The following is a 719-nucleotide window of genomic DNA, read 5'->3' on the forward strand; positions in this document are numbered from 1 at the left end:
ATAATCAAAATGCAATATTAGAACTAGAATCAGCAATGAAAAAGACTAAAAATGTACGAATGTATAAACGATATTCTGTTGTTTTAAAGCACTTTCAAGGTTTTAAAAATAAGACAATTGCAGAAATGGAAGGTTTAGAAGAACATGCTGTTGGTAGTTATATCAAAAAATATAAAACCAAAGGATTAGACGGTCTTGCGATGAAGAAAGCACCTGGTGCCCCTAGAAAATTAAGTAATGAGCAAGAACAAAAACTTATATCTGTAATAACAAATAATACGCCTGACGAAGTGGGCTTTGAGTGTAGAAAAAATTGGACTATTGAATTAATACGTCAATGGGTCATAGTCAACTTTAATATTACTATAAAACATAGTAGTATGGCAGTTATTCTTCACAGATTAAATTTGAGTTATACAAGACCAACATATGTTTTAAAAAAGGCTGATAAAGAAAAACAAGAAACTTTCAAGAAGGATTTTGAAAATCTAAAAAAAACACCTTGATGGCTTAGTGAATACAATATTATTTCAAGATGAATCAATGATAAGAGATTATCAAGCTATTCAAAAGACCTGGTTTATAAAAGGACAGCAGCGAAAAATACCCACTTACGGAAAGAATGCAGGTGTAAAATTAATAGGAATACTAGATTACGAAAGCGGTCATGTATATTGTGAAGAACACGAAAAATATGATGCTGTGGTATTCCTTGAGTT

At 30.7% G+C, this 719-nt stretch carries 2 protein-coding genes; both read left to right on the top strand.

What is annotated here, in order from left to right:
* Positions 1-506 (top strand): helix-turn-helix domain-containing protein (locus tag CLPUN_RS11065; protein WP_143329032.1); only part of this gene is annotated, 506 nt, incomplete at its 5' end.
* A gap of 7 nt (positions 507-513) precedes the next feature.
* On the top strand, positions 514-719 hold a 206-nt coding region (locus CLPUN_RS29620), incomplete at its 3' end, for a transposase (protein WP_423237293.1).

The organism is Clostridium puniceum (assembly GCF_002006345.1).
Classification (GTDB): Bacteria; Bacillota; Clostridia; order Clostridiales; family Clostridiaceae; genus Clostridium; species Clostridium puniceum.